Here is a 22938-nt window from a genome sequence, read left to right as displayed (position 1 = left end):
TGTTTATCATTTGGTTTTTAATCCGTTTATTATTGCCACAATTCTTAATCATAGCACATGCTACACTTCCTCGGTCTCTAATTAACTGGGGAGCAAATTATTATTTCGTAAAACCAATTTTCTTGTATAGCACCTTAAAATGACTTGGTAAACTGTATTTTAATCTTCAGTTGCAGATCCCTTATTACTTTAAATATCTCTTTGATTGTCACCAATTGAACTTGGGTAAGTTGGCTGATTTTTATATAGTTCAAAGGCTTTTTATTTTCATTTATTATTGCTCCAGCTTGTTTTTCTAATCTCAGCCCCATTAGGTAATAATAGGCCTGAAATAATTCTACTGACTCTTTGGATTTAAAAACTTTTCTCTCGGTGAGCATCTCCAACCTTTTCCCGGTATTGGTTTCGAAAACCCTATTAGCCAACGCATAAAGCCTCATCGCATTGACAATTGGAGCCATCGCCCTTTTGATATCAAACACCTCTTCTTTGTCCACTTTAAAGGTTTTAATATTCTTCAACCAAGTCAACTGTGTGTCATAATGAAGTGAATTCTGCGCCATATTATAGAAAAATCGCTCCAGAGGGAAATGCAACTGCTCATCCATGAATGCTTTCAATTCATCTAACAAAGAAAAGTCACCATAAATAGGCCTACAATCAAAAAATGTCCCGTAGCTCAAAACAGTCTCCAAAGATGATTCTTTAAACCAACTGGCATAATTATTTTTCCAATGAGAAAGTGAGTGGGTCCACTTTGGATTACTTGCCATAAAACCTCCTTGACAATAATCAAAACCAATTTCATTCAATTTATCAGAAACCGTTTTGGCAAAATCCAGGAAATATTCACGCACCATTTCCCTATGTTCATTCGCCTTGTCTTCATAAATAATAGCATTGTCCTGATCTGTTTTTAAAGTTTGTTCTTTTCTTCCCTCGCTACCCAAAACAAAAAATACAAATTTTGCGGGTGGCTCACCTATTTTCTTGATCACCTGTTCAATGACTCTTAGGGTAATAATATCAGCAATTGTCGAGATAATTTGGTTTATAATCTCTGCCCTTACACCTCTTTGGATCAATTGATCTACTATGCCAGGCACTTGACTCCATTTTGTTTTTAATTCGACCTCATCAAGTGCTTGTTTTACAGATTGAATAAACACAAATGGTGAAAGTGATTGAACGGTCAATATTTTATTTCTACTGGTAACACCTATATAATGCCCTCCTTCTTCCACCAGTAAATACCGGGTTTTGGTTCTAAACATTAGAAGCAAAGCTTCATACACGGGTGCATCCTTGGAGATCGCCACTAGCTTATCATCCATAATTTCACTTACAGGACTTTGGGGAGACAATTCTCTTGCCAGCACATTATCCCTTAAAGTTATGTCTGTGATCACCCCCAGAATATTATCCAAATTGTCTCCAACAAATAGACAGCTGGATTTTTCATCCCGCATGATTTGTGCAGCCTTGGAAACCGCTGTATCAGGAGCACAATACCGCACCCTCTTAAGTGGTATTTCACTTAAGGTTTTAACATAGAAATCATCAATTGGAGTCAAATGCACCTGTACCATAGGAATATTATTTTTTTGTAAAGATCACCATTCATTTTGAAGAAATAAAAAGTATTTCCGGTTAAGTGTTTGCAATTAAAAAAAACTCCCTTACATTTGCACAAGCTTTTGAAAAAGCACAGAGAAAAGGGCTGAAAAGCCGGTTTCTTTTTAACAAAAAAAGGTCCTGTAGCTCAACTGGATAGAGCAACTGCCTTCTAAGCAGTAGGTTTCAGGTTCGAGTCCTGACAGGATCACATTGTTAAAATCTCAAGCGTTTTAGGAGTAAAAGTTTACTTCTATTTTATTTCCGATTCTGTAGCTCAGCTGGTAGAGCATAACACTTTTAATGTTAGGGTCCTGGGTTCGAACCCCAGCGGGATCACCAAAAAAAGCCTGTTTATTTTAAACAGGCTTTTTTATTTTTCAGTTTGTAATAATTGCTTTTCCAGCCTTAGAGTTTAGGCTTTCAGAAATTGCCTTAACACATAATGTAAAATACCTCCATTTTTGTAATACTCTATTTCAATCAACGAGTCTAGGCGAGCAACTACATCAAAACTTACAGTGCTTCCATCTTCTTTTTTAGCCTTGGCTTTCAAAACTTTCAATGGTGCCAAACCTTCGTTTATTCCTTCAATAGAAATGATTTCTTTTCCCGTAAGCCCTAAAGTTTCGGCAGACTGCCCTTCTGCATACTGCATGGGTAATACACCCATCCCCACTAGGTTTGAGCGGTGAATTCTTTCGTAGCTTTCAGCTATTACTCCTTTGATCCCTAATAAAGTGGTACCTTTAGCAGCCCAGTCTCTGGATGATCCACTTCCATATTCTTTTCCTGCAAGCACCAATAAAGGCACCTTATCAGCAATGTATTTACGGGAAGCATCAAAAACCGTCATTTCCTCTCCGGAAGGCATATGCGTCGTATATCCGCCCTCTTTTGTGGCCAGATGATTCTTTATCCTAACATTAGCAAAAGTCCCACGTACCATAACTTCATCGTTCCCCCTTCTGGAGCCGTAGGAATTGAACATAGATTGTTCGACACCTTTATCAAGCAAGTATTTACCCGCTGGCGATTTGGGAGAAAAAGAACCGGCAGGTGAAATATGATCAGTTGTGATAGAATCTCCCAATTTTAATATTACACGTGCCTCCAAAATTTCATTCGGTTCATCTACTTCTTCAGAAATTCCATTAAAAAATGGGGCTTCCTTAATATAGGTAGATTGATCAGACCATTGGTAAACTTTATCTTCAGGTGCTTTTAATTGCCTCCATTGTTCATTTCCTTCAAATATCTCCCCATAACTTTTTTTGTAATCCCCGGGAGACAACACTTTTTGGGAAACTTCAAAAATCTCCTCATTACTAGGCCACAAATCCTTTAGGTAAACTGGCTCCAAATTCGGATCATAGCCTAATGGCTCATTGTTTAAATCAACATCCACTCTACCTGCTAATGCGAAGGCAACCACTAGCATGGGAGACATTAGGTAATTCATTTTCACCTGCGGATGCACCCTAGCCTCAAAATTCCTGTTCCCTGACAGCACAGAAGCTACCACCAAATCATTCTCTTCCACCGCTTTGGCAATATGAGATGGTAAAGGACCGGAATTCCCTATACAGCTGGTACAACCATACCCTACCACATGAAAACGTAAGGCTTCTAAATCCTCAAGTAACCCTGCATGATGAAGGTAATCAGTAACCACCTTAGACCCCGGAGCCAAAGAAGTTTTTACCCAAGGTTTGACATCCAAACCTCTTTCTCTTGCTTTTCTGGCTATCAAGCCGGCCCCTATCATTACACTTGGATTGGAGGTATTGGTACAAGAAGTAATGGCTGCAATCACAATGGAACCGTCATATAGCGCAAATTCTTCATTATGCAATTTGACACCCACAGACTTTAAGCCATTCTTAACCTTTGTTTTTATCTCTAAGTCTCCTTCTACACTTTTATTACTATTCTCTACAGGCTGATTTCCGCCACCTTCACCGAGCCATCTGCCTACTTCTCTTTTTTCAATTGGAATGTATTCCCTGCCATGCACTTCTTTTAAAAGGGACCCAAATTTATCCTTAAACTCTCTTAAAAGAATTTTATCCTGGGGTCTTTTTGGCCCTGAAACTGTTGGTTCCACAGAGCTCAAATCCAACTCCACTACGGTAGAATAATTGATCTCATCCTCATTTTCTCTCCATAGCATATTGGCTTTGGCATAGCTTTCCACGAGCTTGATTTGCTCTTCATCCCTATTGGTCCTTTTCATATAATCCAAGGTCCGATCATCTATAGGAAAATAGGTAACCGTACAGCCAAATTCAGGAGACATATTGGATATTGTAGCCCTATCCGGAACAGATAGCCCATCCAAACCTGGACCAAAAACTTCTACAAATTTACCTACCACACTCTGCCTTCTAAGGAGCTCGGTAATGGTCAATACCATATCCGTGGCTGTAGTACCCAAGGGCAACTCACCTGTAAGCCTCAAGCCCACTACCTCAGGCATAATAAAGTTGATAGGTTGCCCCAACACTGCCGCCTCTGCTTCAATACCTCCAACACCCCAACCAACTACACCAATTCCATTGACCATTGGTGTGTGGGAGTCTGTCCCTACCAAAGTATCTGGAAATACATTCCCATCTCTTGATATCACTCCTTGAGCGAGGTATTCTAAATTTACTTGATGGCAAATCCCCATCCCCGGAGGCACTACTGAAAAGTTATTAAAAGATTTTTGAGCCCATTTCAGAAACTCATATCGCTCTCCATTTCTTTTGTACTCCACATCTACATTTTTCTTGTAGGAGTAGTTGGTACCAAAATAATCAACCTGAACCGAGTGGTCCACCACCAAATCTACCGGTATCAATGGGTTTATATTCTCGGGATTTTTTCCTTTCCGTACAGCTTCCGCACGAAGGGAGGCAATGTCTACTACTGCAGGCACCCCTGTAAAATCCTGCATCAACACTCTTGCGGGTTTGTAAGGAATATCCTTTTCTGATGGCTCAGGCTTCCAATTGAGAAGGGTCTCAATGTTTTCCTTGGTAATGGCAAAGTCATCGAAATTCCTGAGGGTATTCTCTAAAAGAATCCTGATTGAAAAAGGAAGTTTATTTATAGGGTATCCTTGCTTCTTTAACTCCTCCAGACTCCAGTAACTAAGATCACCTTGAGCGGATGGAAGCTTCTTAATAATTTTATATGGATCTTTTGTCATAAAATAAACTGGTTTATTTATAAAGTGGATATTAATTTCGGTTTAATATATTACCTAATATACTAATATAACCTATTGCTATCAATTATAAGGCCATAAAAAAAAGCGGAAACAAGTTCCGCTTTTTTTTTATTCAATTTATTCCGATGCTGCATCAGCTTTATCACGCTTTCTAAAGGATTTCCTAAAAAACCAGTGGTATCGAAGGGCTTCGAGGGTTTCGTTCATTCTTACAGCCCCGGTATCCAAACTACTCATGGTGCTTTTCAAATAATCAGCAAACTCTTTGTCATTTAACAACATTCCAATGGCATTGTCTGTATCACTTAAGTTTTCACTCACACTACTAAAATTTTGCGCTGCATCGCTCGCTTCGGCAGAAGTAGTCTCCAACTGCGCTGCAGTAGTTTTTAAACTCGCAAAAAGCGTGGTATCATTTAGCATTTTATCTACGAATCCACCCTTTTGATTCAGTCCATTCGAAAATTTTGCTAAATCAGCCGTCATTCTATTACTATTGGCGGCAGTTCTTTCCAGGTTTTGCATAGTGGCTTTAAATGTCTTCACCAAAGTACTGTCTGTTAGAACAGCACCTACTATTCCCTCACCACTTGAAATTTTATGTGTAAGAATCTTTAAATCTTCTGTAATGGACACCAGGTTATTATTGTTCACTTGCAATGTTTCCATCATTTTATCTGTATCCAGTGGCATTTCGGCAGTTAAAACGTCCCCATCTTCAATGGCCGGACCTTGACCTGAACCACCATAAATTACAATAATTTTATTACCAATAAGTCCATCAGAGCTAATGGTCGCTTTGGAGTTCTTTTTAATGTATTCTTTTGCAGACGACTCAATATTCATTTCAATCTCTACTTGAGATTCCCCATAAAAATTGATCTTTTTTACGGTTCCAATCTTCACACCTGAAAACCATACATTATTTCCTGTTTGCAAACCTCCCACATCGTCAAATACAGATGTGACACTGATACTTTTGACAAAAGCTTTCTGTTGTGCACCTAGGGTAAGGATGCCTACAACCAATATTGCGATTCCTATTAGCACAAATATGCCAACTGTAACCAATCTCTTATTATCATTCTTCATTGTTCGATGAAATTATAGTCATAAAATGATTTTACTCTGCCATCTGCGGCATGCTCAAATACCTCTTCAAATTTTCCGGTATTGCCAAAATGTCCATCTAGTAACACGGCCATCCTGTCACCTGTAACTTTGGCACAGGTCAAATCGTGGGTAATAATGATAGAGGTGGTCTTGTACTCTTCATTTACTTGATTGATCAAATTATTAATGTCCATACAAGTAATTGGATCCAAGCCGGCGGTGGGCTCGTCATAAAGCATTATATCTGGCTTCAGGATAAGTGTTCTGGCAATACCTATTCTTTTTCGCTGACCACCTGATAATTCCGATGGCATTTGATTTATCGCTTGTATAAGCCCAACCCCATCAAGAACCTCTTCTACTAATTTATCTTTATCCGCTTTGCTTAAGTTTTTAACATTCCTAACCAAAGGAAATTCCAAATTTTCCCTCACAGTCATGCTATCATACAAAGCACTTGCCTGAAACGAAAAACCGATTTTTAACCTTAGTTCATTGAGTTTTTTCTGGTTTAATTGACTCACTTCCTGACCTAATACAATAGCTGATCCACTGTCCTGCTTAAGTAAACCAACCATGATTTTGATCAACACTGACTTCCCACTTCCGGATTTACCTAAAACCACCAAATTCTCCCCACTGTATAGGTCCAAATTTACGTTTTTAAGAACATCCATATCTCCAAAGGACTTGGAAAGGTTTCTTATTTGAATTACTGAATCTTTCATATTATATCTGCCTAAAGAAATTGGTAATCTGCAAGGACAACAGTTCCTCTATAAATATTAAAAACATGGCCATAACCACGGCTGAATTCGCTGCTTTACCTACTCCTTCTGTCCCCTTGGTAGAGTTGTAGCCCTTATAGCAGCCCACCATACCAATGGTAAATCCAAAAACCAATGACTTAATCATTGATGAGCTGATGTCTAGAAAGGAGATGGAATCAAATACCTGTACAAAGAATGTACTTATACTGACCATTTCATTGACGTTCACATTTAAAAAAGCCCCCATTAAAGCAACAAAATCTGTGTACAAGACCAAAATTGGAATCATAAAGGTACTAGCCAATACCCTAGTAACTACCAAAAATTTGAATGGATTCGTAGCGGAAACCTCCATGGCATCAATTTGTTCGGTAACTTTCATCGAACCAATTTCTGCACCTATACTAGAACCTACTTTTCCTGCAGCTATAAGGGCTGTCACCAAAGGCCCCATTGCCCTAACAACCGCTATAGAAATTAATGACGGCAACCAAGAAGTAGCCCCAAATTCCGATAGTGAAGGCCTGGACTGATTGGTAAAAACAATCCCAACAATAAAACCTGTAAGAGAAATTAATGGGAGAGAATTATAACCTATGCGATAACATTGTCGAATAACCTCTTTGAATTCATAGGGTGGTATCCAAACCTCAATAAAAAATTTCTTAACAAACTGAAAGGCTCTTTCCAGCCCAATAAAAAAATTATCTATTCGCCTACTAAATACCTTATCATTTCCTTTTAAGTTTTCAGCCATACTATTGTTGTATCTTTTCGATGCTTATTAATTTTTAAAATCAACCGATCTATTCAATCGGTCAAAAATTCTAAATAATCCTCTTCTTTAATTGGCTTAATCAAAATGCCACTTATCTGATCAAAATTTTTACTTTTATCCTGGTCGTCAGGGTCCAAAGATGCAGTGAGCATTTTGACATCTCCCTTAATGCCTTTGGCTTTCATCTGATCCAAAAAAGTCCATCCATCCATTTCAGGCATATTTATGTCCAGCATGATAACATCCACAGTATTTTTAACTAACCAATTCAAAGCCTCTAATGGATTCTGAAAAAAATACACATCCAACTTCAAATTTAACTTTTCCAAAACCCGTCTGTTGATCATGTGTTGGACTTTGTCATCATCAACAAAAACTATAATAGTATTTTTAACTTTCTCCACCTATTAATTTTGTTTCTACCCTTTATGTTCTTCAATTACGAAACACCTTAAAGCCAAGTTTAAAGATTAGAAATTTTTATTTTTTGACCTAAACTCAAAATTATTCTATCTTAAACCCATACTAAGGGGCACTTGTTCCCTTTTTTTCCAAAAAGATGTTCCATGATTGCTTATAATTGGCAGTAGATAATAGAAAAACTTACCTGATTAATGTCAATACTTAACTTTAATTAAGAAAAAACCCTGCCAATACTTCAATTCCAACTCAAAAACATTAATCTTTTCATTCAGTTTCAAATACCTTTATTCACTCTTCCTTAGTCAGGATCCAATTTTATATTAAATGCACTAATCCGATATACCTCTTGATAAAATTGCTTTTTGGACAAATAAGCTTCTGCTCCTTTCCTAAGGAGACCCTATCTCGCAAAAATAAGCAAAATGCCAAATTATTTGTCTTGGCATCAAACTATTCTATTGATTATTTTAAGACCCAAGACAATTAACCATTATAAAAGAGGCAGTTTTTACGAAAGCATTTGTAAACCAGAATCATCGCGAACAAATTTCCACATAAGGACAGTATTCACATTTTTTTAAGTCAGTGGTTTGATCAAACACTTGACTCTGATCAAAAATCTCCTCCAATGTGCTTTTCAAGCTTGAAACATATGCCTCCCTATAAGCTGCATAATCATTTACTTCATTGTATTTTCTGTACTCATAATTTTCTTGCAGGTAAGGGTTAAAATCATCCTTAAATATATCACGCAAATTAAACAAGGCAGGTTTTAGGAAATATTGATTGTCCGGAAAGTTGGCCTCATATAGCAAGCCATAAAAGAAGGTCTGCATAGCAGCCTTATTTCTATCAGAACTATCCCTGTCAAACAGACTTTCCACCGATTTAAAAGTCTTTTTATCTTGCCCGGATTTATAGTCTATTAATCGAACCGTATCACCAATTCTATCTACCCGATCAATAATTCCGCCCAAAGCAACAGTTAACTCCTCCCCATTGGTGTGAATAGGAACAAATGCGCGGTATTTTTTACCTGCCTCAAGTGAGATTATTTCAAATGGAGCTGACAGTTTATCTTTCAATAATACACCTTGTAAATATTTTTGCAAAACATCTCTGGCAATTACGAGCTGACCTGTAAGTTGAGGGTTTTCTTCTTCTTTCAAGAAATATTGTTCCATTATGGCTTTCATTACAGCCGGATAAACAAAGTCTTTTAACTCCTCAATATCACTTACCTGCAATACCTTACGCTTTTTCCTTTCAATATATCCCATGTACAAGTTTTCCAATGACTTGTGGACAAGGTTACCAAATATAGCCGGATCCACTTCTTCTTGCACTTCTTCAGGAACATCAATACCGGCAATATAGCTAAGATAAAATTTAAGCCTACAATCCAGCCAAACATTTAGGGCGGATGGTGAAAAGGACACAGGTTCCCACCCACCATTTAAAGACTTAGTATATTTTCTAAGGTGGTCCATAATTGACTTGTCCTTCTCTATTACAATGGCTCTGGTTGGTGATAAATTCACAGGAATATGAGTGATGGTATCTTCCTTCTGAACGCCATCCTGATTCATCTCTATTTGAAGCTGATGGATGTACCGACTTTTCTCATTGACCTTACCTTGCTCTCCGGCAGTGGTATAAAGCAAATGAACCTCTTGTGCTTCATGCAAAAGCCTATAAAAGGTGTATGCGTATATGGCATCATTTTGCTCTTGGATAGGCATACCAAAAGCTTTTCGCAAATTAAACGGAATCATCGAGTTCATGGAGTTAGAAGGAGGAAAACTACCCTCATTCATATTACAAATGATAACTCTTTTAAAATCCAAGTTTCTAGACTCCAGCACTCCCATCAACTGCAAACCTTGCAATGGTTCGCCTTTAAACGGAAGTTTGATTTCTCCGAAGACTTGTTTAAAAATTCTTAATAAGAAGGCAATGTTAACTTCTTCTTTAATTTCTTTATCCACAATTACCTTTAACCTATTCATTTGTTTGAAACACTGAAATAGGTAGGTTCGCTCCATACTGTTTTCCTCCAAGGGGTCTGCCAACATCTTGATTAAACCTAGCATATTGTCCATCAAGTTAGTCGTAGTCATTGGCTGAAAAACTTGGGCAAACAATGGTCCACCTTCCTTTAAAACCTTTGAAGACACATACAAGGTGTTGTTTTTGGAAAATTCATCAATTAAATGTTGAGAAAATTCCGGTGCATGGTCATATAAATATACAGTAGACAATAATTCCTTGACAGGCTTGTAGTAAAACATTAACTCCTCATTCACAATTTTACTGTACCTCTGCAAATCAACCACTGCTTCCAAAAAAGTAAAAATGGGAGTATGTTTGACAGGATAGCCCATGGTTACATTCACTTTATTCACGTTGTCGGGCAAAAGGTTTAAAACAGGAAAAAGAAGCTGCTCATCAGGTAGAATTACCACTGTCTCTTCCCAATTTTCTCCTTTTTGGGGGATGGCTTCCAATATAGCCCCCACCATATTGGCCTGATTGATTTTTAAAGGAACAGCATAGGTTTTGACTTGTCTTTCTTTCTCCACAATTTTATTTGGAGTAATTTCAGGAAAAGTAGGCCCAAGAATTTTATCTTTTTTATAATCCCTAAAAAACATACCTGCTTCTTGGCTGCTCGCATTTAGGTAATACTGGTCAATATCCCAATAGATTTCTGCTCCAAAGTTTTTAACATAATGCTTGATAAGTTTTTCTTCTGCTCCTGTAAAAGCATTGAATCCTACAAAGAAAGTCTTCATATCCGAGGGAGGTACATTGTCCAAATTTTCTACTACCTCCCGATAAATACTCCCCCCATAAGCTAAGCCCAATGTTTGTAAAGAAGAATTAAAACCTTGATACAAGGGGAATAGGACATCCCAAAATCTCAGGAATTTCTCTTGGTGAAACCTATCTCTACTTTCAAATGAAGCCCAAAAGGCCTGAATCAATTCGATTTGGTCCGAAGAAAGGAAACTCCAGTCACTTTCAAGAATTTTTTGCTCCTTTAAGTTGACAAATAGTTTTTCAGGACTGACCAAAAATTGATCCAGATCATTAAAGTCTTTGAGAATCATCTCACTCCAAAAGTAAAACCTATCAAAGGCCTCATTACTACCGGAAAGGGATTTGAAAACTTTATACAATTCATAAATCAGGCTTAATTTATCAGCAGGCCTTTTGCCTATAATATCATAGAAAAAATCTTCTATAGTAATCACCTTGGGCATATAGGTCGGCCGAGAAACCAACTGTCCGAGGTACTTTGTGAAAAATAAACCTGCTCTACGGTTAGGCAAGACAACCTGAATATTTTTAACATCTAATCCTCTCTGCAGCAATTCAGCTGCAGTTCGCTTTAAAAACCCTTCCATTTAAACAACTTTTTCAATTGAGCTACTTTCTATGTAACAGATATATCCATGTATAGGCATTCCCTTTTCTATGTCTTTTACCAACTTGACATACTCCAATACTTGTGAAGTGTGAGAGGCTCTCTTTTCTCCGGTTTTGAAATCCACGACTGCTATCTCTTTTTGATAATAAATAATTCTATCCGGACGCTTGTGTTCACCACTCGGAAGGAATATACCTTGTTCGGTAAGTACTTTTCCAGAGCCATCAAACCAAGAATTAAATATTTCTATTTGGCAAAGGTTGTGGAATTGGCTTTCCAATAATTGTCTTTCCTCTTCAGTAATTGCCCCATCAAAAAACATACTTTGTAATTCAAGAAAAAATTCTTTCTTGGTTCGAGATTTTTCAATAATTCGGTGAACCAGAACCCCAAAAGCTCTTTTGGTTACAATTTCTGAGGCTTCAAATTCTCCAAAAGCCTGCTTGACTTCCAGAGATTTTTCCCAAGGTTTGTATTTCCATACCATGGGTTGAGAAGGAGCCGAGGCTTCTTTTTTGGATTCATTCCGGTGCCAAGCTCCTAAATCAAATTCTTTTTCCTCATTGTTATAGTACTTTTTAAAAGCCAACAATTCATTTTCTTGGGCGCCAAATTGCATCACTTCGCGAAGTAGGTCAGCCACTGTTGTTAATTTATCCTTCTTATTTGGATTACTGAAAGGCGCCATTGCAATTAGCACCTCTTCTGCTCTGGTAAATCCCACATACAGCATGTTTAGGGAATCGAGATGATTCATTAAATTCTCCTCTAAATATGCAGTTGAAAATGCTGAATCTTTTAATTGAGATCTTACCGTTAAAGGCACTATCGCCGGAGGTAAGCTTTCATCCCAATCGTACTTGGTCCAAATAATGTTTTCTTTCCCGGTATCGAACAGCTTCCAATCCAAGTAGGGTAAAAGCACAACCTTGTATTGTAAACCTTTAGATTTATGGATGGTTTGAATACGAATAGCGTCAAACTCTTCCGGAATTTTCACCGTCCTTTTATAGCCTTTTAGCTCCCACCAATTAAGGAAGCCACCTAAATCAGCTCTGTTTTTGCCAATAAAATCATATACCGCTTCTTTGAAACCGGACAAGTAAGCAAGTTCACCTGCGCCTTCATTCAAATCGACCAAATCAATTATAGCTTCCACCAAGTCCATCAGTGGCAACTTCCTAAAAAGCGGTAGCTGTTGGAAAAAGCTTTCTTTTAAGCCCTTAAATTCCTCGGGCAAACTATCATTCCTAAATAAGACATGGTTAAATGGGATAGCTCTTATTCTGGCCAATTGTATCCAAAAAGTCTTTTCAGCCAGCGAGTCTTCTGCATCATTTACTATCCCTAAAGCCGCCAGTAGGCATTTCACAACAGATGCTCTAGTAAGAAACAATGCCTCATCAGATAGCACATCATACCTGTAACCGTTTCCTCTGTTTTCTTCAGCATAGGACATAAAGGCATCTGCAATCTGAGCCGCCTGGTTATTTTTCCTCACCAAAATGGCGATGTCCTTCAATTGGTAGCCCTGATCTAATAATTTTTCAACCTTCTCCGGTAATAAATTCAAAATTACATCGTCGTATTTGGTCTCCTTATCAGTCTCAATAAAAGACAGTGAAACCTTACCTTCTATTCCTTTGGCTTTTTGTCTAGGGGAAATTTTCTGCAATACATCACCATAGGCCTTTTCTATTCGATCCATAGAGGCATCATCCAAAACTGTCCTTAAATGATCGCTTAGTAGTTTTGATAAATTTGAAAACAAAGTATTGTTAAAGGCTACAATATTTGGCAAACTCCTAAAATTGGTATCCAACTTTTTCACATCTATACCGAAACCTCCAAGGTCATTCTCTACCTGCTCCATTAACAGCCGCATCTCTCCACCTCTCCAGCGATAAATGGATTGCTTGACATCCCCTACCACCAAATTGGTTTTACCCATTGAGAGTGTGTTCAGTAAAAGCGGACGAAAACTCGCCCACTGAAACCCAGAAGTGTCTTGAAATTCATCCAGCAAAAAATGTTGGTAACGATTGCCTACTTTCTCATAGATAAAGGGGGTATCGTTGTCACTTGTAATGGATTTAAGAAAATCATTTGTTTCAGAAATCAGCAGCAAATTCTCCTCTTCTTTCAATTCCTTCAACTCCCTTAATAGATAGCCAAATAAACCAAAGGTATATAAGTTCTTAGATATTGAGTCCAAGGTATTCCAGCTCCGTTTAAGAGGTTCAAACTGATGCAAAACATCACCTAATCCTTCTGCATAGGCCGATTCAATAGCAGTTTTAAGTTTACTTGTTTTGGTGTACCACTTTTCCGGCCCAAGAAGCAATTTTGCCTGGGCATCTGTAAGCGTTGGAATAGGGTCTTCCTTTTTACCCAATTGATCAAATTTCTTACTGAAGGATTTAGATCCACCGGAAAAATCTTCCCAAGAAAGTCCATTTTTATCTCGGATAGCCTGAGCTGTAGCTCTTAATTCCAAGGCCTTATCTATAATAACCTGCTTCTGTCCAAATATAAATTCCTTGAATTCTCTAAAAGTATCCGGATTCTCCAAGAAGGCCCCCACCTCTTTTTGAACAATTTTAAAGTCTTCTAAAAAGATCTTTTTTCCCAAGTCCTCAATAGATTTTCTTACGTCCCAAGATTTCCCTTCTGTAATCTTGCTGATTGAAAACTCTACCATCCATTTATGTAGCTCTGGGTCTTCAGCTACCCGCAACATCAGCCTGTCTACCATTCGAGTCATGACACCGTCTAAGTCTAACTCAACATCAAATTTGGCTTGTAAGTCAATTTCTCTGGCGAATGCCCGAATGACTTTTTGGAAAAAACTATCAATTGTACTCACAGAAAAAGAACCAAAATTATGAAGGATACTGGTCAAAACCTTATCGGCCCTTACGGACAATTCTTTCGGAGACAATTGCCATTTCTCTAAGAGCTCTTTGTGCATGGTTTCATCGGGGTCCACCACTTCCTTAAGTCTTTTTAGCTCTTTGATAATCCTGTCCTTCATTTCTTGAGTAGCCTTATTGGTAAAGGTCACCGCCAGAATTCGAGTAAAAGCAGTCGGAGACTCAAGGGCTAACTTCAAGTAGGCCGTCGTGAGGGTATAGGTTTTCCCGGAACCTGCAGAGGATTTATAGATTTGTAAAGGAGCTTCTGTAATCATTTAAACCAATCATTTAAGGAATTAAAATGAGAAAAATTTAAGCTTAAATCTTTCCTACAAAGTGAAGTTATGAAGAAAAGTGTCAGACAATAACCAATTATTGAATAATTTTGAAATTGGGTGCCAATTAAAGCCCCATAAGCAACCAAAAAAATAAAGCGACAATGTTTTTTTATATCTCACAATTATTTAGTTTTTTGATAATGCCTTTTAATATTTGTTTAATACTCATCCTTTTAGGCTTTGTTTTTAAACAAAAATCTTGGGGTAAAATACTATTACCTACCGGGATAATATTGCTTCTATTCTTTTCCAATGGCTATATTGCCAATTGGGCAATCCATAAATGGGAACCCAAACCCAAAGAGCTTTCTTCTTTGCCAAGCTATGAACTGGGTATAGTCCTGACCGGAGTCACCAACCTTAATATGCTCCCAAAAGACCGGACCTATTTTACACGAGGAGCCGACAGAGCTACCCATACTGTACAACTGTATAAAATGGGGAAAATAAAGAAAGTATTGATTACCGGAGGCTTGGGCTATGACCCGGTTCACCCGCTATCAGAAGCAGAATCCTTAAGGGATTTTATGATCTGGGCAGGCGTAAAAGAATCCGATATTATTACAGAAACAAAAGCCGTAAACACAAGGGAAAATGCTCTGTTTAGTGAGGAAATCATTAGATCACATAAAATTGGATTGGAGTCCTCAGAAAAGTTGCTATTGATTACCTCCGCTTTTCACATGAAAAGAGCTAAAGCCTGTTTTTTAAAGGTTGGATTAAACCCCGATACCTTCCCTGTAGATTTTTATGGAAAAGTACCGAGGCTGAATTTTAAATCAATCGTTCAACCGGATGTAGGCTCACTGGTAGCTTGGCATAAATTAACCAAAGAATGGGTGGGACTAGCTGTTTACTCCCTTGTAGGGTATATTTAAAAAATACTGGTTATTCATTTAACTTACCAAGTGGATGCCTTTAATTTAGGCATGGCTCTGACAATGTCGCTAACACTTATCTGACCTATTAACTTTCCGTCTTTAACCACCGGAAATCTTCTAATTTTCATGGTTAAAAACCGATCTGCTGCATCAAATATTGAAATTTCCGGTGGCAAGGTATATACCTCTGTTGTCATATGTTCAGCCACTGATGCCGGAAACTTAGGCGTATTGGTGTATTGACCTTTAATGATTTCCTTAAGACAATCTCCTTCTGAAATCATACCTACCAATCTACCATTATCATCTACCACCGGCGCCCCTGAGATTCTCTTTCTTGTAAGCACCGTTATGACATGATCTATGGTATCCTCTGCTCTAAAGGTGATCAAATTTGTGGTCATAAAATCGTTGACCAAAATCGGTTGATCACTAATTTTTGGTGGGGCTTGTCTTACCCCCTGAAAACTTTTTACCATCTTTATAGGGTTTATTGTGAGGGAATAATATATTAAATTTTCCTCACAAAAGCAAACTTTAACACCAAAATAATTGAGAATATAAAATAAAAATAAGGTTAATCGAAAGTCAAACAGACTATTCAATTAACCTTTTCATGATATTTTCATCCTCAATAAGAATTTAATTTTAAGGATTGAAATCTATAATGATTTCACCCTTAGAACACATCTTGAATATTGAGGGGGGGATAAAAATCTTACAGCTTTTTCAGATAAGCCACCAGCTCTTTCACCAAATTGGGGGCTACAGTCAACACCATCCCTTCAGTCTCCTCCATTTGAGAGAGTCTTAAATGATCATTGACACCCTGCAAAGCAGAAGGTCTAAATTGCTTACAGGAAGCATGTATCTCTTTTAGTAATCCAGTCATATTTAAATCAGCTATGTCCTGAAGCATTAATCCTCCACCGGGTAAAATTATTATTCGACCTTTGGCTTGCATTAACAAATTCAAAATCAAAGGCATGCCTTCCATCACACTATTTTCTCCTCCGGATGTCAAGATTCTTTTAAACCCCAACTGGATTATTTCTTCTAAAGCAACTTTTTTATCATCCACTACATCAAAAGCCCTATGAAAGGTGCAAGGTTTACCTTCAGCGGATTGGACAAGTTGCAGACAATCTGCTTGGTTTACCTTTCCTGCTTTATTTAATATACCAAAAACGAATCCATCAGCGCCCTGAGACAAGAATGATTTGATATCTTCTTTCATTACAGCTATTTCCAACTCACTATACACAAAATCACCTCCTCTTGGTCTGATCATTACAAAAACAGGGACCTCAACCCGGCTCTTTATCACCTTTAACAATCCTAAGCTTGGAGTAGTACCTCCCTCGCCAAAATCAGCACATAGCTCCAATCTGTCTACGCCATTTTCTACAGCTAGTAAAGCTGCCTCTAAAGTATATACAGGAGACTCTAACAAAATCTTCTTCATGCTTATAAAAGTAATTATTTAAACCAACTTTTTGAATCAATCATGGTTTGTTCAGAAGCATGGTGCCGAGCAAAATTAAATCCGGGTCTAATAGAATAAGCGCCAAAATCTCCTTCTTTATTCAAGGCGAGAAAACCAATCTGAGTATTGTCTAAATCTTTACATTTACTGACCGCTCTTTTCACTGCTTCCTCACATGCCTCTTGTGGGGTTCTCCCTTGCCGCATCAATTCTACAATTAAAAACGAGCCGCAAATGCGAATTACCTCTTCTCCCAGCCCTGTGGCTGTGGCAGCTCCAACTTCTTCATCAACAAACAATCCTGCACCTATAATGGGGCTATCTCCTACCCTACCATGCATTTTGTATCCCAAGCCACTTGTGGTACAGGATCCTGCCAGCTTTCCGGAAGCATCCATACCAATCATCCCTATAGTGTCATGATTTTCAACATTAATTATTGGTTTGTATTGGGCATTTTTTTTCCAATTATTATACGCTTTTTCTGCCCCAGCACTTAGTTCTTCTTTTTCTAAAGGTATTCCTTCCTGAATGGCAAATTGTCGTGCGCCTTCACCTACCAGCATTACATGAGGTGTTTTTTCCATTACCAAGCGAGCCAAGGTGATGGGATGTTTCACCTGCCTTACAAATGCAACTGAACCACATGATCCGTCTCCTTTCATTATAGAAGCATCCAATGTGACGATACCTTCCCTGTCAGGAATCCCATTTAGTCCTACTGAAAGCACCTTCTTGTCAATTTCCGTCTCTTTAACCCCCTCTTCCACGGCATCCAATGCATCACCATTGGCTGATAAAATACGCCAAGCTATCTCATTGGCAGCCATTCCATGATTCCAGGTGGACAATACTTGGGCCCCCTTTTTACTTATACTTTTATTTATTTTCCCGGTATCAGCAAATGCCGTCACCTGATTTGCAAATGGACTAATAACCAGTGAAGAAAGTAATGCCCTTTGAAGAAATTCCCGTCTGCTTTTCATAGAATATTTTTATTTCTTACTTATTTTTGAAAAAGTATTGAAACAAACATGATTATTTTTTTTCAAAAATTGATTGGTGATATGCAATTATTTTGAAATAAATTAATCCTACAAATGTTTCCTTTAAGGCATTAATAGGCTTTTTCAGCCTTAATTTTTTGGGCACAAGCCAAAGAAGCTTGATTTAAATTAAATAGTACTTATTAGAAAATGTAGATTTTTTTGTTTAAGTTGCCTTAATTAAATAAAATTTTTATTATTTTGCATCAAAGTTTATCCTATGAATTTAATAGACCCGAAGATTGTCCTGGATAAGAAGGAAGGTGTAGTTGAAATTAAGAACTATATCAACAAGCTAAAGATAGTAAAAGAGCTATATACGCTAGGCAATAATACTGCCAGTAATATCTGCCAATTGGTAGGCATTAGTCTACCAACTGTTAATCTATTGCTGACAGATTTATTAGAAGAAAAAATCATCATCAAGGAAGGCCGTGGCCAGTCCCAAGGAGGAAGAAAACCTGATCTTTACGGTCTTGCACCTGATTCTTTTTATATATTAGGTATAGACTTGAACAGATTTGGGGCCAAGGCAGCCATCTACAATACTAAAAATGAAAAAGTAAGTGAAATTAAATCCATCAAATTATCACTTAATAATGAGTTAGAAACTTTGGATGCTATTTATGATTTTTCGATGAAAATCATTCATTCATCCGGAATCCCGGAGGAGAAGGTAATTGCAGTAGGAATTAGTATGCCAGGTTTGGTTGACAGTGTTTCCGGAGTAAACCACACGTACCTAAAATCAGGTAAAAAAACTTTAAAAGATCAGTTGGAGGAAAAATTTTCAAGGAAAGTTTTCATTGAAAATGATGCGAGAGCAAAAACCCTTGCTGAGTTTAAATTTGCCAACAAAGGTTCCAATAAAAACGTTATGGGGATTTTTGTTGATTGGGGAATAGGCCTTGGAATTATCATAGACGAAAAACTTTATCGAGGTTACTCAGGATTTGCCGGTGAGTTCAGCCACTCGCCCTTATTTGATGCCAAAGAAATAAGTTGCACCTGCGGCAAAAGAGGTTGTCTAGAAGCAGTTGCGTCAGGTGGAGCAGTAGTCCGATTGGCTAAGGAAGCCATATTATTAGACAAGGACTCTATTCTTGCCAAATTAAGTGATGGTAAGGAAGAAAACTTAGAGCCTTCCACTGTTGTTGAAGCAGCAATTGCCGGAGATCAAAGAGCAATTAGTATTTTGTCTGATGTAGGTCTTGATTTAGGGCGAGGTATAGCCATACTTATTCAGTTGTTAAACCCTGAGTTGATCATATTAGGTGGGGCAATAGCAGAAGCCAAGCAGTACATTACTACCCCTATTCAACAAGCCTTGAATATATACAGTATGGCCAAGTTAAGAGAAAAAACCTCAATTGAGCTTTCTCAATTAGGTATGGAGGTTGGACTTAAAGGAGCAATTGCCATAGTTAATGAGCATATTTTTGAGGACACCATTAATTCACAATAAATTAAAACAAAATAGATACAAGCATATGTTAGCGAATTATCCACTTTCCAAGACCGAAGAGGCCTTCTTTAAAGATTCAGATGTAGAGAAGATCACTACCAAAATACCCTATCTTACGGTTGATAATTTCCCAAAACTGGGACTCCTTACTGCCTGCAGATTTTTAGAATGGGCTTCAACAAACCCAGATGGGGTTATCAGTCTACCTACAGGAAAAACTCCGGAATACTTTATCAAGTGGACCAAGTTTCTTCTTGAAAATTGGGAAGAAAAGAAAGGCCTGGAAATAAGAAAAAAATATGGATTAATTGACTGCAAGAAGCCGGTATTAAATGGTTTACATTTTGTGCAGATTGATGAATTTTATCCTATTTCTGCAGAACAGAACAACAGCTTTCACCATTATGTAAACAAGTTTTATATTGAGGGTTTTGGTCTGGATCCGAAAAAAGCTTTGCTTATAAATTCTGATGAAATACTCCTTGCTGAAGGAAAAAGTTACAAGGAGATATTTCCTGATTCTAAGGTAGATCTATCTTTACGTTTTAGAGAATACAAAACTCCTCTTGAAAAACTTCAACAAGAATCCATCTATTTGATTGACCAATGGTGTGGTGAATACGAAGCAAAAATACGTGAAAAAGGAGGAATCGGATTCTTCTTAGGAGGAATAGGTCCAGATGGCCATATTGCCTTCAACACCCGTGGATCTGATATCTTCTCTACTACTAGACTTACTGAAACCAACTTTGAAACGCAAGCCGTAGCAGCAGGTGATTTAGGTGGAATAGAAATATCTGCAAATCGACTTGTAATCACTATCGGGTTGGACACCATTGTTCATAATCCTGAGGCTGTAGCCATTATCATCGCTGCCGGAGAGGCCAAAGCAGGTATAGTGAAGGAATCTTTGGAGCAATCCATGACCAATATTTATCCGGCAACTGTCTTGCAGAAGCTAAAGAATGGAAGGTTCTATATTACAAAAGGAGCCGGTTCAAAATTAACAGACAGTACTGATCAATACTATTTTAAAGGAGAATGGAACGATACGAAAACAGAACGTTCAGTATTGGAACTTTGCAAAAAACTTCAAAAGTATGGTCATAGAATCACCCTTGAAGATCTAAAGGATGACAAGTACACCAGTCAAATTCCTGACCTGAATGAAAATACAGTAAAAAATGTAATCAAAAGCATCAGTGAGAAAATAGACAGGGGAATGAAGGAGGAGAAGAATGAAGTATTCCTTCATACCGGACCTCACCACGATGATATTTCTCTAGGTATTTTACCTCAGATCACCAAGCAATTGCATGAGATCAGCAATGAGGCTCATTTTGCCGTATTGACCTCAGGTTTCACCGCTGTAACCAACACATTTGTTATAGAAACCTTAAGAAGTACCAAAAGGTTTTTGGACAATGGCAGGATTCAAATGGTTAACTTCGAAGATTTTTATACCTCAGGCTATAAATTAAAAATGGACAAAGATGTGTACCATTATTTAACAAATGTAGCCTCAGATAATGCAGAAGAAAGGCTTAGAGGCCTATGCCATCGATTGGTAAGGGCAATTGTATTTACCTTCGGCATCAAATCTACCCAAGAACTCAGAGAACAGATTAACGAAATCATAACAGTCCTTAAAAACTCTTATGATGGAGAGAAGAACCCTAAAAATATACAGACCTTAAAAGGTATGATTAGGGAGTTTGAAGAGGAACTCGTATGGGCTCATTTTGGCGTTCAAGTTAAAAATGTTCATCACCTAAGGTTAGGATTTTACACAGGGGATATCTTTACTGAACAGCCTGACAAGAAGCGGGACGTAGAACCTATCTTGAATATGCTTAGGGAAATTAAGCCTACCAAACTTAGTTTAACATTAGACCCTGAAGGCAGTGGCCCAGATACGCATTATAAAGTATTACAAGCAACTGCTGAAGCTGTAAGGCAGTGGAGTTTGGAAGAAGACTTGAGTGATTTCAAAATCATTGGATATAGGAATGTCTGGTTTAAATTTGATGCGGCGGAATCTAATGTTATAGTCCCTGTTTCTTTAGGTGACATATCGGTTATGGAAGATTCCTTTTCAAATTGCTATTTGAGTCAGGTAAATGCCTCATTCCCAAGTTATGCACACAATGGTAAATTTAGTACCCTAGCTAAAAACACTTGGGTAGACCAATTAAGCGATGTGCAACTTCTCCTTGGTAAAAACTATTTCTACCAACATCAATCTGCGAAAGTTAGATCCAGCCATGGCCTGATTTTCTTCAGGGAAATGGATGTGGAAGACTTCTTGGTTGAAGCTAGAGAATTAGAAAAATCAACCGAAGGTATGCTTTAATACACATTGTTGACTTATCAAATTCGTCTATGAAACATTTTCATGGACGAATTTGGTAATCAATATGGAAAAGATTGACACAATGCTTTTGTGCCATTGAAGGTCAATAGAAGGTAAATATTAATGGTAATCAGGTATAGCCTGAAATTTGGGAGTAAAAATGAAAGTAAACAATATGGTGCTAGGTTTGGACATTGGGGGTACTAAAATAAGTTCAGGATTATTTAGAAATGGAAGCTTGACAGAAAGCAAGGAAATAAAAACTCCTGCGAAGTCCCCAAAAGATGAAATCCTAGAAACCATTTCCCAGCAAGTCGAAGCCTACAGACATTTTAATTTTAAAGCCATCGGAATAGGGATTCCCGGTCTGGTTGACCCTATAAATGGAATAATATATAACTTGGCAAACATCCCATCTTTCCATAATGTTAACCTGAAAAAATATTTGGAAGAGCGGTTTGAAGTTCCAGTGGCCATAAACAATGACGCAAATTGTTTCGCATTGGGAGAATATAAATTTGGCGCTTCCAATATTCACAAACATGTCATCGGTATCACTTTAGGTACAGGAATCGGCACAGGCATTATAGCCAATGGTCATTTGTATACAGGCAAATTATGTGGAGCAGGCGAATGGGGAGCGATTCCCTATTTGGATGGAACCTTTGAAGATTATTGTGGGAGTAAGTTTTTTAAAGAAAAACACCACATTAGTGCTAAAAAACTAGCCAAAAAAGCAAGTGAAGGCGATCAAGAAGCGATCAATATATTTTATGATTTTGGAAAACATATTGGGGCACTTATTTACAGATTGATGCTTACCTTTGCCCCTGAAGCCATAGTGCTTGGAGGTTCAATAAGGAAAGCCTTCCCTTATTTCGAAAAAGGCATGCAAGAAGTAATTGATGCTTTTCCTTATCTACCTATCTCGGAAAATTTAAAAGTTTATGTTTCGGGGTCAAATGATTCAGCCATACTTGGCGCTATCTCTTTGGTAGAAGAAAATAAATACCTTATGAATATGGGAGAAAGTGTAAATATTACCAATCCAATTGTTTAAGGATATCCATGTCCTAAATGGAGTTAAAAAACATCTTCCATTTACC

Annotated in this window: 15 protein-coding genes and 2 tRNA genes; 6 read left to right on the top strand and 11 right to left on the bottom strand. The window is 37.8% G+C overall.

Annotated elements, in window-relative coordinates; all coding sequences use genetic code 11:
- Nucleotides 1-134: 134 nt before the first annotated feature.
- Nucleotides 135-1589 carry a DUF294 nucleotidyltransferase-like domain-containing protein gene (locus Q4534_RS04140; RefSeq protein ID WP_303611905.1) on the bottom strand — a complete coding sequence of 485 codons (1455 nt, stop codon included), beginning with the start codon at nt 1587-1589 and terminating at the stop codon, nt 135-137.
- Between the two features lie 162 nt (nt 1590-1751).
- On the opposite strand from Q4534_RS04140, the gene Q4534_RS04135 reads away from it, so the two are divergent.
- Nucleotides 1752-1825: transfer RNA gene (locus Q4534_RS04135), tRNA-Arg, on the top strand.
- Between the two features lie 55 nt (nt 1826-1880).
- Nucleotides 1881-1956: transfer RNA gene (locus Q4534_RS04130), tRNA-Lys, on the top strand.
- 73 nt (nt 1957-2029) lie between these two features.
- Here the strand turns inward: Q4534_RS04130 and acnA are convergent.
- From acnA to Q4534_RS04095, 7 genes are all read right to left on the bottom strand, one after another.
- Nucleotides 2030-4810 (bottom strand): aconitate hydratase AcnA, encoded by a 2781-nt coding sequence (acnA, locus tag Q4534_RS04125; protein WP_303611904.1) that lies wholly within the window; start codon nt 4808-4810, stop codon nt 2030-2032.
- 138 nt (nt 4811-4948) lie between these two features.
- A complete protein-coding gene (locus tag Q4534_RS04120; protein WP_303611903.1) occupies nt 4949-5923 on the bottom strand; it encodes an MlaD family protein in 975 nt (324 codons plus the stop codon).
- Nucleotides 5920-6672, bottom strand: coding sequence for an ABC transporter ATP-binding protein (locus Q4534_RS04115; protein WP_303611902.1), 753 nt, complete (start codon nt 6670-6672; stop codon nt 5920-5922). The genes Q4534_RS04120 and Q4534_RS04115 overlap by 4 nt, the downstream gene beginning before the upstream one ends.
- 1 nt (nt 6673) lies before the next feature.
- Entirely contained in the window at nt 6674-7471 is a 798-nt protein-coding gene (locus tag Q4534_RS04110) for an ABC transporter permease (RefSeq protein ID WP_303611901.1), read from the bottom strand.
- Nucleotides 7472-7524: 53 nt separating this feature from the next.
- Nucleotides 7525-7896 (bottom strand): response regulator, encoded by a 372-nt coding sequence (locus Q4534_RS04105; protein ID WP_303611900.1) that lies wholly within the window; start codon nt 7894-7896, stop codon nt 7525-7527.
- A 552-nt stretch (nt 7897-8448) separates the two neighbouring features.
- Nucleotides 8449-11325 carry a PD-(D/E)XK nuclease family protein gene (locus Q4534_RS04100; protein ID WP_303611899.1) on the bottom strand — a complete coding sequence of 959 codons (2877 nt, stop codon included), beginning with the start codon at nt 11323-11325 and terminating at the stop codon, nt 8449-8451.
- On the bottom strand, nt 11326-14538 hold the full coding sequence (locus Q4534_RS04095; RefSeq protein ID WP_303611898.1) for an exodeoxyribonuclease V subunit beta: 3213 nt from the start codon (nt 14536-14538) through the stop codon (nt 11326-11328). It abuts the gene before it with no gap.
- Between the two features lie 203 nt (nt 14539-14741).
- Between Q4534_RS04095 and Q4534_RS04090 the strand changes: the two genes are divergently transcribed.
- Nucleotides 14742-15479 carry a YdcF family protein gene (locus Q4534_RS04090; RefSeq protein WP_368509146.1) on the top strand — a complete coding sequence of 246 codons (738 nt, stop codon included), beginning with the start codon at nt 14742-14744 and terminating at the stop codon, nt 15477-15479.
- 23 nt (nt 15480-15502) lie between these two features.
- Here Q4534_RS04090 and Q4534_RS04085 read toward each other — a convergent pair whose 3' ends face one another.
- The 3 genes from Q4534_RS04085 to Q4534_RS04075 form a co-directional block, all read right to left on the bottom strand.
- A complete protein-coding gene (locus Q4534_RS04085; RefSeq protein ID WP_303611896.1) occupies nt 15503-15961 on the bottom strand; it encodes a CBS domain-containing protein in 459 nt (152 codons plus the stop codon).
- Between the two features lie 239 nt (nt 15962-16200).
- Nucleotides 16201-16947: a copper homeostasis protein CutC gene (locus tag Q4534_RS04080; protein ID WP_303611895.1), complete on the bottom strand. Its 747-nt coding sequence runs from the start codon at nt 16945-16947 to the stop codon at nt 16201-16203.
- Nucleotides 16948-16961: 14 nt separating this feature from the next.
- Nucleotides 16962-17954 (bottom strand): isoaspartyl peptidase/L-asparaginase family protein, encoded by a 993-nt coding sequence (locus tag Q4534_RS04075; protein WP_303611894.1) that lies wholly within the window; start codon nt 17952-17954, stop codon nt 16962-16964.
- 280 nt (nt 17955-18234) lie between these two features.
- Here Q4534_RS04075 and Q4534_RS04070 point away from each other — a divergent pair, with 280 nt between their 5' ends.
- The 3 genes from Q4534_RS04070 (at nt 18235) to Q4534_RS04060 (ending at nt 22892) form a co-directional block, all read left to right on the top strand.
- Nucleotides 18235-19479, top strand: a complete 1245-nt coding sequence (locus Q4534_RS04070; RefSeq protein WP_303611893.1) for an ROK family protein — start codon at nt 18235-18237, stop codon at nt 19477-19479.
- A 25-nt stretch (nt 19480-19504) separates the two neighbouring features.
- Nucleotides 19505-21832, top strand: a complete 2328-nt coding sequence (locus tag Q4534_RS04065; RefSeq protein WP_303611892.1) for a glucosamine-6-phosphate isomerase — start codon at nt 19505-19507, stop codon at nt 21830-21832.
- Between the two features lie 160 nt (nt 21833-21992).
- Nucleotides 21993-22892 carry an ROK family protein gene (locus tag Q4534_RS04060; RefSeq protein ID WP_303611891.1) on the top strand — a complete coding sequence of 300 codons (900 nt, stop codon included), beginning with the start codon at nt 21993-21995 and terminating at the stop codon, nt 22890-22892.
- Nucleotides 22893-22938: the final 46 nt, after the last annotated feature.

Origin of the sequence: Cyclobacterium sp. 1_MG-2023 (assembly GCF_030546805.1) — a bacterium.
GTDB lineage: Bacteria > Bacteroidota > Bacteroidia > Cytophagales > Cyclobacteriaceae > Cyclobacterium.
This window is presented reverse-complemented; position numbering and strand designations above follow the sequence as displayed.